General features: G+C 69.5%; 11 protein-coding genes and 2 pseudogenes. 7 read left to right on the top strand and 6 right to left on the bottom strand.

Features of this window, described 5'->3' with window-relative positions; translation table 11 throughout:
* Positions 1-166: 166 nt before the first annotated feature.
* Positions 167-664, bottom strand: coding sequence for a hypothetical protein (locus ACWDA7_RS46245; protein WP_450613354.1), 498 nt, complete (start codon positions 662-664; stop codon positions 167-169).
* 197 nt (positions 665-861) lie between these two features.
* Here ACWDA7_RS46245 and ACWDA7_RS46240 point away from each other — a divergent pair, with 197 nt between their 5' ends.
* Positions 862-1,461: a hypothetical protein gene (locus tag ACWDA7_RS46240; protein WP_450613360.1), complete on the top strand. Its 600-nt coding sequence runs from the start codon at positions 862-864 to the stop codon at positions 1,459-1,461.
* Here the strand turns inward: ACWDA7_RS46240 and ACWDA7_RS46235 are convergent.
* Positions 1,429-2,705, bottom strand: a pseudogene (locus tag ACWDA7_RS46235) (Na+/H+ antiporter NhaA). The gene ACWDA7_RS46240 and the pseudogene ACWDA7_RS46235 overlap by 33 nt on opposite strands.
* A 224-nt stretch (positions 2,706-2,929) precedes the next feature.
* Between ACWDA7_RS46235 and ACWDA7_RS46230 the strand changes: the two are divergent.
* Positions 2,930-4,561, top strand: a complete 1,632-nt coding sequence (locus ACWDA7_RS46230; protein WP_450613352.1) for an IS200/IS605 family accessory protein TnpB-related protein — start codon at positions 2,930-2,932, stop codon at positions 4,559-4,561.
* Here ACWDA7_RS46230 and ACWDA7_RS46225 read toward each other — a convergent pair.
* From ACWDA7_RS46225 to ACWDA7_RS46210, 4 genes are all read right to left on the bottom strand, one after another.
* Entirely contained in the window at positions 4,558-5,076 is a 519-nt protein-coding gene (locus ACWDA7_RS46225; RefSeq protein WP_450613350.1) for a GAF domain-containing protein, read from the bottom strand. The two genes, ACWDA7_RS46230 and ACWDA7_RS46225, sit on opposite strands and share 4 nt — an antisense overlap.
* Positions 4,989-5,375, bottom strand: coding sequence for a hypothetical protein (locus tag ACWDA7_RS46220; RefSeq protein ID WP_450613348.1), 387 nt, complete (start codon positions 5,373-5,375; stop codon positions 4,989-4,991). The genes ACWDA7_RS46225 and ACWDA7_RS46220 overlap by 88 nt, the downstream gene beginning before the upstream one ends.
* A 39-nt stretch (positions 5,376-5,414) precedes the next feature.
* Entirely contained in the window at positions 5,415-6,020 is a 606-nt protein-coding gene (locus tag ACWDA7_RS46215; protein WP_450613346.1) for a hypothetical protein, read from the bottom strand.
* A gap of 567 nt (positions 6,021-6,587) precedes the next feature.
* Positions 6,588-6,803, bottom strand: a complete 216-nt coding sequence (locus tag ACWDA7_RS46210; RefSeq protein WP_450613344.1) for a hypothetical protein — start codon at positions 6,801-6,803, stop codon at positions 6,588-6,590.
* Positions 6,804-7,045: 242 nt separating this feature from the next.
* Between ACWDA7_RS46210 and ACWDA7_RS46205 the strand changes: the two are divergent.
* The 5 genes and pseudogenes from ACWDA7_RS46205 to ACWDA7_RS46185 form a co-directional block, all read left to right on the top strand.
* Positions 7,046-7,450: pseudogene (locus ACWDA7_RS46205) on the top strand (hypothetical protein); the annotation flags it as partial.
* Positions 7,449-7,805: a LysR family transcriptional regulator substrate-binding protein gene (locus ACWDA7_RS46200; RefSeq protein ID WP_450613358.1), complete on the top strand. Its 357-nt coding sequence runs from the start codon at positions 7,449-7,451 to the stop codon at positions 7,803-7,805. The pseudogene ACWDA7_RS46205 and the gene ACWDA7_RS46200, both read left to right, overlap by 2 nt.
* Positions 7,806-8,230: 425 nt before the next feature.
* On the top strand, positions 8,231-8,812 hold the full coding sequence (locus ACWDA7_RS46195) for an ArsR/SmtB family transcription factor (protein WP_450613356.1): 582 nt from the start codon (positions 8,231-8,233) through the stop codon (positions 8,810-8,812).
* Positions 8,805-9,515, top strand: a complete 711-nt coding sequence (locus ACWDA7_RS46190) for an SRPBCC family protein (RefSeq protein ID WP_450613343.1) — start codon at positions 8,805-8,807, stop codon at positions 9,513-9,515. Before ACWDA7_RS46195 ends, ACWDA7_RS46190 begins: the two co-directional genes overlap by 8 nt.
* A 52-nt stretch (positions 9,516-9,567) precedes the next feature.
* Entirely contained in the window at positions 9,568-9,780 is a 213-nt protein-coding gene (locus ACWDA7_RS46185) for a hypothetical protein (protein WP_450613341.1), read from the top strand.
* Positions 9,781-10,043 lie beyond the last annotated feature (263 nt).

Raw genomic sequence — 10,043 nt, 5'->3', positions numbered from 1 at the left:
CCAGACCAAGAGGAAAGCGACGTCAGACGCGGGCGGCACCCGCGACCGATTTTCGCGCCGTCACCACGGCGCGGGCAACGCGCCACATGGACTTGGGTGTGAACCGTCGTTGCCAGGAGCGTGGCGAGTTTGTGCAGATGGTAGACGAGCGGACAGGCTGATGAGGTCATGCTTTCGGCGCCCGCCCCTCACCTTCTACGGCGACCACGTGCGGTACCAGGGGTGGAACCATCGATGTCCCATGATCGGCCAACCGGTCCAGGTCACGGGCCAGCGACGAGGCCGCGACGGCCAGTCGCTCCCGTTTCGACTCAGCGATCTCGCCACCTACGGGCAGCCAGAAAGCCGACAGCGTCCCGAAGCGGCGGGTCGGCGACAAAAGCGGCGCGGCCGCGGCCTGCAGTGGGAAATGTGCGAAGGCTGTCAGGTCCGGGCGGCTTGCCGTGATGTCCACAGAGTCCGCGGTCTCCACACGGCTCGACCGCCACGCCCGTGACGACGGCCAGCTGCTGTCATCCAGGGGTATACGTTCGGGCGCTCCCACTCCCGTGGCGGTCACCGCCACGACAGCAGACTGCAGCTCCAGGGTGTCCGGCACTTTGAGGTAGACCGTCGCGGCCGCCGCGCCCAATTCGCCAACAACACTCTCGGCCGCCGAAACCAACAGCGGTTCTCTCTCCCGCGTTGCGAGGGGAAGACGTTTCGACCCCGGCGGGATGGGCCCATACCGTTCCATCTCTTCCGCCGCCCAACTGCCGTTGGCGCTGCTGCTGGCCTCATTTTACTGCCGCGGCCCTGACCTGCTCTGATTCTTGCCCGATCGTCGGCGCTTGCTGTTCTCAGTCGGCTCGAGCACGGAGCGTGAGGAATCTTCTCGCACACCTGGCGATCCTCGACGCGCTCGGCGTGCGGCATGCCGTGCTTGCGATGACCCGCAGCGACCTCGCGGACCCCGAGCCCGCGCGTGCCGACGCCGTCGAGCGCAGGGACATTGTCGCCGAGCCCGGAACACTGACCACGCTGGCCACGGCAGTCGGTCAAGCGGTCGAACGAACCAAGATGCAGGATGTTCAGCACGCGCTGGCCGCGACAGCCGCCAGCTCCCCCTCAACCGAGCTCTCGGCGGTGGTCTGCTCACGCTGTCGCATCCATGACGGCGGCGGTACGGCGCTCGACCCCCGCCGGCCTTTTCTGCCCGGTGACGTCGCCCACCCCGGCGCGTCACCCGCCGGGGTGATCGTCTGCCGGCTCACGCGCCCCGGATGGTTACCGGCGCGCCCGGAACAGCCGACGCCGCCGCGGCTACTCGGTGAAGGCGAGGGTGAAGTGGAAGCCGTCGTCGCCGACGGCGTGTCGCAAGGTCCGCATGATCGCCTCGGGATCGTCGTAGGGGCCAGTGATCTGGGAAGTGAGAAACGATCCTGTTGGTCACGGGAAAGGATCTTCGCTGTCGGGATGTAAACCCTGATCAGCGCATTTCGGCGGTGCCCCACTACAGCCACGCACGCGAGACTCCACCGATGATCCTTTTCTGCGGCGACCCAGGATCAGCGCGGCCAGCAGCGACGCGGCGGCGGAGGAGAGAAGGATGGCGCCTTTGGCCTGGGTGAGGTGGGCGTCGTTGGAGAGTTCCGCGAAGAGCAGGGAGACGGTGAAGCCGATCCCGGCCAGCACGCCGAGTCCGGCAATGTCGGGCCAGGCAAGCAGCGGATTGAGGTGCGCGCCGGCGAAGCGGGCCGTCACCACGATGCGCCGAACACACCAAGGAACTCGCCGGCGAGCATCCCGCTCAGCACGCCCCAGGTGACGGTGCTCTGCCAGAAGCCTTCGGCTCCCGACCAGGACACTCCTGTGGCCATCAGTGCGAACACCGGCACCGCGACGGCGGCCGAGAAGGGGCGCAGGATCTCCTCAGCACGGTGCGAGGGCGAGACGGCTTCGGTATGCCTGATACGGGTGCGCATCAGCAGGCCCATCGCGACACCGGCGATGGTGGCGTGCACGCCGGACGCGTGCATCAGCGCCCAGACCAGGACTGCGAGCGGGCCGAGCAGCAGCCATCCCGGCACCGTCTCCCGCACCCGGGTCACCGCCCGGCCGGATCCGTTCTGGAGAAAACCGAACAGCACCAGGCCGACTGCCGCGCAGCCCAGCGCGACGAGGTTCAGGCCGGTGGTGTAGGCGGCGGCGAGCACGAGGACGGCGCACATGTCGTCCGCGGTCGCCAGGGTCAGCAGGAACGTGCGCAGGCGGGCGGGCAGGTGTCGGCCGGCCACGGCAAGGATGGCGACGGCGAAGGCCGGGTCGGTCGCCATGGGGATGCCCCAGCCGCCGACTGCCTCCCCGGATGAGGATGCGTTGACGGCGACGAAGACCAGGGCGGGCACGGCTGCGCCGCCGAGAGCGGCCGCGATGGGCAGCATGGCGCGGCGTGGGTCGCGCAGTTCACCGTGCACGATTTCCTGCTTGAGTTCGTTGCCGACGATGACGAAGAACACCGCGAGCAGGCCGTCGGCCGCCCATGTCCGAAGCGGCAGGTCCAGGTGCAGGGCTGCGGGGCCGAGGCGGAAGGAGCTCACGGCCTCGTAGGAGCCAGGCAGCGGCGAGTTGGCCCACGCCAGGGCCACGACGGTGGCGCCGATCAGCAACAGGCCACCGATCAGGTCCGAGTGCAGGGCAGCAGTGATCCGCTTGAGCGCAGGCATGAAGAAGAGGGCTCCAAGACGTACGAAGGGGGCAGGCCGATGCACCGGCCGTTGGCCGGTGGTGCGCCTCCGCTCACGGCGGTGGGCTCAGCGTCCCTTCGGTGGGCAGACGCTCGTGATCGCGCCTGGTGGTGCAGCGCGCACGGCGCTTGGCGGGCACTGTCAGTGCGGGCCGGTAGCGTTCTTCCTGTTGCCGATCACGTGTTGGGGAGGGGGGTGCATCGATGCGTGGTGAGTCGCTGCGCACGATCGCTGCCCCCTTCGTGGCCGTCGGCCCGTCCGGCGTGGCGATCCGCACCCGCCTCAAGGCCCTCACGCCGGACGACGAGCAGGTGTTACGTCTGGTCGGCGCGCATCTGGGGTCGCTGGCCTCGAGGGATCTCAAACGCCGGTGCGCTGAGGGCCTGGAGCACTCCGCGGATACGTGGGCGGGGCGCAAGCGGGCCCTGACCGACGCGTCGTCCTCGCGGTGGGCCGGTTCGATCACGAAGGCCACGCACGATCAGTGGGCGCTGTCCCGGCGTGCCCAGCTCGCGCACATTCACAGCCTTGAGGCCGGTATCAAGACGATCGCCAACCGGTTGTCGCTGCCGGTGGGCGAGAAGGGCTCGAAGCGGGCGCCGGGCGGATACCGCACCCGGCAGGAGTGGTTCCAAAAGACCCGGCGACTGCAGCTGCTGAAGGACCGACTGGAGCGGGAGCGGGCCGATCACGAGGTGGGGCGGGTGCGGGTCGTGCGGGGCGGCAAACGCCTGCTCACCACCCGACACCACCTCGAGGCGGCGCAGCTCGCCGGGCACGCGTGGCGGCGTCGTTGGGAAGCATCGCGCTGGTTCCTGCAGGCGGACGGCGAGTCGGGCAAGCGGTTGGGGAACGAGACGATCCGCGTCACCCGGGACGGCGAAATCTCCCTCAAGCTCCCCGTCCCGCTTGCGCACCTGGCCAACGCCCCGCACGGCCGGTACGTCCTCGCCTCAACCGCGGTCTTCCACCACCGAAGCGACGAGTGGGCCGACCGCATCACCACGAACCGGGCCGTGGCCTACCGCATCCACTACGACGTGCAGCGCATGCGCTGGTACCTCACCGCGTCCTGGACGATCCCGCCGGTCACCACCGTCCCCCTGTCCGACGCCCGCACGGGCGGTGTGATCGGTGTCGATACGAACGCCGACCACCTGGCCGCCTGGCGCCTCGATCAGCACGGCAACCCGTGCGGCGAGCCGCGCCGGTTCTTCTACGACCTGTCCGGCACTGCGGACCACCGGGATGCCCAGGTACGGCACGCACTGATCCGGCTCCTGCACTGGGCCAAACGCCACGGGGTGTCGATCGCGATCGAAGACCTCGACCTCGGCGCGGAGAAAACCCGGGAGAAGCACGGCCGCCGGAGGCGGTTTCGGCGGTTGATCTCCGGCATGCCCGTGTCCAAGCTGCGGGCCCGGCTCGTCAGCATGGCGGCCGAACTCGGCATCACCATCATCGCCGTCGACCCGGCCTACACCAGCAGGTGGGGCGCCCAGCACTGGCAAAAACCCCTCACCACCAAGACCAGGAAGACCAGCCGTCACGAGGCCGCGAGCATCGCGATCGGCAGGCGCGCCCTCGGGCACCGCATCCGGCGACGGACGGCACCGCCCCCACACGACCAGAGCGATCATGTGGGGCATCGGACCGCCCAGGCCGGACACGGCACCCCAGGGCGTGAGGGAACCCGCCCCCGCATCCCAGGACCACGGACACGATCCGTGTCGCCGGACGCGGCGCGAACGCGGGAGACCAGTGCATCCACCACCGTTCGGGATGCGCCAGTTGACCAGGATTGGGTACACGACTCACTCCTGCTCACTGACTAGGAACGGTGCAGCGGATGAGTTCGTCGAAGCTCGCCGCCGATGTCCATGCCGTGGCCGGCTGGCAGGTAGCGGGCGGCGACCTGCAGGCCGGGGATGTCCGGTAGTTCCTGGGGCAGCAGGCCGGTCTGCAGAGTGCGGGCGAGGTGGTGTTTGGCGTCGTAGAGCCGAGCGCGGTCCAGGGCCTGGGCGATCAGTCCGGCCAGTGAGGTCAGTACGGTGCGTTCGGCGACGGGGAAGGGATGGGGCCGGTCATAGGACAGCACGAGGAGACCGACAGCGCGGCCGGAGGTGATCAGGGGCGAAAAGGCCCAGGCGTCGCGGTCCTCGTAGCGGGGCGCCTCGGGGTAGGCGCGCTGGAAGTCGGTGAAGCTGGCGAAGAAGGCGGGGGTCTGGGCGCGGATGGCCTGTGCGGGCGGGGTAGGGGAGGTCAGGGAATCGCCTTCGAATCGTTCCAGGAACACGGTGTCGTAGCCGCGTGAGCCGAGGACGCACAGGCGTCCGTCCTCGGCTGCCAAGAGGACGAGCCCTTGGCTTCGAAGGCGGGGATGAGCTGGTCGGCGACCTGGTCGACCACGTCCTTCACGCTCACCGCCTCGGTCAGGGTCGCCGCCAGATGCATGAGGTGATACAGCGCCGATGCCCCGGGCGCGCCGGCTGGGGCGGTGCGGCATGGTTCGGCCTCGGTGGCGGTCTGTTCGCGCGGGAGTGGGGTGAGGTTGATGCTGATGCCGTCGGCTGCGGGGCACAACTGGAACGACAGCCACTGGTCCGGGGGATTGAGTGCGGTGAAGGCGGTGGGCTGCTTGCTTATCACCGCGGCCCGGTACTGGTCTTCCAGGGCGGTTTCGCCCAGCTACAGCAACCGCTCCCGGGGGCGTGAGCCCAGCAGATCGCCGGCGCCGAGGAGTTCGGCCGTGGTCGTATTGAGGAAAGTGATCCTTCCGTCCAGATCCAGGGAGCAGCAGCCCACGGGCAGCCGCTCGGCGAAGTCGTAGGCGGCCAGGGCCTCGGCCCGGCCCGGCTCGCGGGGACGGACCGCGGGCAGCATCACGGGCTCCGACTCAGGAAGCAGCGGACGCCCGTTTCGGGCAGCCTGTCCCAGCAGCTGCCCCGCCCGCCGGCGGAAGACATCGAGCGCCTTATGCTCACGGGTGCTCATCTGTGGGGGGTGCCAGGCCGGCCACAGCAGGAAGACCCCACCGTGCACCACGTCGTCCCATTCGAGCGGTGCGGCCGCCACCAGGACGTCGTACGGGGCGACGAGACCGATCCGCGGATAGTGCCGGGTCATCTCATTTGGGCTGTTCAGCCAGATCAGGCGCCGCTCCCGCACGGCCTCGGCCACCGGCGCCGCATCGTCCACCCCCATCCGCACCCACGGGGCGGCAAGCCTGCGGGGCAGCCCGGACAGGGCCGTCAGGTGCAGGAGTTGGTCCTGCGGCGGCAGGACGTACAACATGCCGACCGCCGTGTCGGTGTCCTTGACCAGGCGGCGGACAGCCCGACCAGCCGCCCCAGCCTCGTAACCCGCCCCCGCTCATGCCGGCGCACCGCGCTCACCCCCGTCGTGCACCCACTTGGCCGCCCCGGCGCGGCGCGCGAAACGTCCGCGGGCCGCCTGGCAATCATGCCCAGATGCGCTCCGATCTGAGCCCAGCTCGCTCCGGCCCGCCGGTCCGCCGCCACGGCCAGACGTACCAGCTGCTCCGACAGTTCCGGCACCCGGGCCACCGCGGCAGTGCAGCAGCCCGCTCCGCCGTCCTCGCACGCTCGCTCGGCCGCCGTCTGCACCTGCAGCAGCAGATCCGCGCCCGCCGCGGCCATCGCGGCACGGGCCGTCGCACCCATCTGCCACCGCGCCGTGCACGCCAGGCTGCCTGCCGGTGCGCCGGCCCGCAGTACCGGCGCCTGGGCCGTGCCACCCCGGGCAGCGAGACACTACACCAGGCGCACCGCACGTCACCCATAAGCGGACAATAAGCCCGTAATGGGGTGACGGCATCCATGCCGGGCGCCGCTGTGGCACTTACTCACCGTTGCGGTTCCGGTGAGGCTCGGTGCAACCGGCGTGCACCGCGTTGTGGTCGCACGCCGTGGCGTGCCGCTCGAGGAAGGCTCGGGCATGGGTGGCGGCCTCGATCCGGCTGCCGTACGGCTCCTTGCCTTGGCCGCTGGTGCCGTCGGCGCCGGTGGCCTCCCACACGAACCCGGCACCGGCACGGGGAACCCGAAGATCGGCCACAACAACACGGATATCACCCAGATGCAGGGCAACAAGGTGTCGGCGTCGCCAGACATCACGCCGTCAACGACGGACAATCACCGCACTCGGCATCGCCTTCACCCGCGCGGTCCGCGACGCGCTGACAGCCCAGCCGGACCTCGCCGATCCCCGCCCCTACCTTGCCCGCGGTCGAGGGGCCATCGCGCAGGCGGCAGGGCAACTGCTCGCTGGTGAGCGGCTGAGCGTGCAACGGAACTCAGGTGGCCCCGGCCGACACCGGTCGGGGCTCCCTCGGGGGAGTACAGCAGACTGGCAGCAACGAGGCTTTGGTTGTCGGCGACGTGGTAGGTCACCCCCGTCAACCGGAGCTTCGTTGCATCCGTCGCGGATCGCCGCTGCATCACAGGTGCCGAGGCGTCGACCTGCTGCTGCCCGACGATGAGGGCCCGACTGCGCCCGCTTCTCGGCGAGTTCCACCGGCGTCATCCCGGCGTGCTACTGCAGACCAGCGCCGCCCCCTCCGGCTCTGCCAGGGCCTGATCGACGCCCTCCTCGAACGGCGGCTCGACCTCGCCTTCGTCTCCCTGCCCGGACCGCGCCCGACCGGCATTACGCTGACCGACCTCACCACCTCGGTGCTCGACCTCGTCGTGCCGGCCGACCATCCGCTCGCGAAACGCCGCACCGCGCCGATTACCGAACTGGCCGGCCTGGATTTCGTCGACTGCCCTGGGCTACGGCAACCGGGCCGTTGCCGATCGGGCCTTCGCCGCCGCCTCCGTGGCCCGTCGCGTCGTCATCGAGATCACCGAACTCGCCACCGGCGTGGCCTACGTCCGAAACGGCTTGGGGGTGGCGCTGCTGCCATGGTTCGCCCTCGGCGACGCGGAGAACGTCGCCGCGCTGACCGTCGACGGCGCCGACCTGGACTGGCCGATGTCCCTGGCCGTGCCGTCCGAGCGCACGCTCAGTGCTGCGGCACGTGCCGTGATCGCGATGGCGTGCGAGTTCGTCACCTGAGGTGGTCCGTGCCGCGCCGGACTCCGCTGGACTTCATCACCCCCAGCTCACCGGCCGCCGGCACGCAGCGATGGTGCAATCGCTCGACGCCGAGCAGGAGTCGGCCGCGGCGGGATCAGCACGGTGGTGGCCAGGCGGTTGTCGACGGTCTCCGGCTTCTTCCCTACCTCCAGGCGCGCGGGGACGTCCCGGCGAACCCTCCGCTGCCGTCCTCGAAGCGCCGAGCCGCACGCCGTAACGGGCGGAAGCCCTCGAACCGGTCGATCTTGCCGTCGAGATACCCATGGTGGGCACCGGCACCAGCCCTCAACGTCGCCGTCGCGGGTTCGCACGTGTGTATCGGCTGGCCGGGCTCGTGTAAGCCTCCCTACCAACATCGCGCAAAGCTATTTGACAGAAAAAACTGTCAATTCGATGATGGGGCCATGGCCCTCACCTATGTCGACTCGCCGGATCGGGTGCGTGCCGCGCTGTCGCCGGTCCGCCGCGACCTGCTCAAGCGCCTGCGAACACCCAGCTCAGCCAGCCAGCTCGCCGCCGAGCTGGAGCTGCCCAGGCAGCGGCTGAATTACCACCTGAAGGCGTTGGAGAAGGCCGGTCTGGTCGAGCTGGTCGAGGAACGGCCGCGGCGCGGCTGCGTCGAGCGGATCCTGCGCACCCGGCCGGGCGCGCTCGTCGTGGACCCGACCGTGGTGGCCGGGGAGTTCACCAGGATCGATGACCAGTACGCGGCCGAGCACCTGGTCGGCGTGGCTGCGACCACCGTGCGGGACGTCGCGCGTATGCAGACTGGGGCCGCACAGGCGGACAAGCGCCTGCTCACCTTCACGCTGGAGACCGCGGTGCGGTTCGCCCGGCCCAGCGACGTGCAAGCCTTCACCGAAGAGCTGGCGGCCGCGGTGGGACAGGTGGTCGAGCGCTACGACTCCGCCGACGGCCGCCCGTACCGGATGGTCGCCCTCGGCCACCCGGCTCCCGCCGTGACAGAAGGAGGATCGGATGAGTGACGACGCACGGCCGCGGATCGAGGTCACCATCGCGGCGCCGGTGGACGTGGTGTGGGATGCGTTGCGGTCCAAGGACAAGATCCGGCATTGGATGGGCTGGGACTACGAGGGCCTGCACGGCGAGATCGACCTGATCTTCTTCACCGACACGGTGGAGAACGCCTCCGCACGCACGCTGACACTGCACGGTGGCGACGAATTCAGGCTCGAACCGCACGGCGAGGGCACCCGGGTGACGCTCACCCGCGCCCCCCGTGGTGACAACCCGGACTGGGACGCCTACTACGACGACGTCACCGATGGCTGGGTCACCTTCCTGCAGCAGCTGAAGTTCGCCGTCGAGCGCCACCCCGGCGCCGTCCGCCGTACACTCTCGTTCGTCGGCGGCAATGTCAACGCGGTGCACCTCATCGACGCACTCGACCTCGCGGACGTCGCCGCGGGCACCCCGTTCCAGAAGAATCTGCTCGGCGAGGACGTCGCAGGGGACATGTGGTTCCGCTCCGGCCACCAACTCGGTATCACGGTCGACGCCTGGGGCAATGGACTCCTCATCGTGTCCAGTGCGGACCCATCACCCAGCAAGCCGAACGGCGCGGCCATGGCGATCCTGAGCACCTACGACCTCGACGACGCCCAGCTGGCCGAACTGGACTCCCGCTGGCGGCCCTGGTGGACGGAGCGATTCCAGGGCGGTGACTGAACCACCCGACAATTCGCTTGTCGGGTGGCCTGGCGGCGCTGACCATGCGGCCATGGCCACGAGTCGCCGAGCCGATATGTTCACCACGGACGACAGGCCGTCCGATGACGACCTGCGGGAGCACGGACCGAGCTTGGGTGACGAGCGCACGACGCTGGTCGAATCGCTGCGCCGGCAGCGCCTCACGCTGCAGATGATGAAGTGCGCGGGCCTCGATGCGGTCGCGGCTGCCTTCCTCCCTCTCGAGGGTGGCTGGTTCGGGTAGTTCGGGGATGTGGTCTTGGGAGAGGGCGTTGGAGAAGGGGGCGGTGGTGCTCTAGCCAGGGAGGGCTGCGACCTGGGCGGTGCCGAGTAGGTCGTCGGGCTCTTTCTTCGCCGTCACCTGGGGTGCTGAGCTGCTTCGGATCGAGTTAACTTTAGTGCCTATTAAAGCCTTTGAGTGAGTGTAGGGTTCTGGAGGAATGAACCTCAAGGAGTGGGCGAAGGCGAACGGTGTGCACCCGCACACCGCCTATCGCTGGTTCCGCG

The organism is Streptomyces sp. NPDC001156 (genome assembly GCF_053598275.1).
The sequence above is the reverse complement of the archived record's forward strand: the minus strand, read 5'-3'. Positions and strand labels throughout refer to the sequence as shown.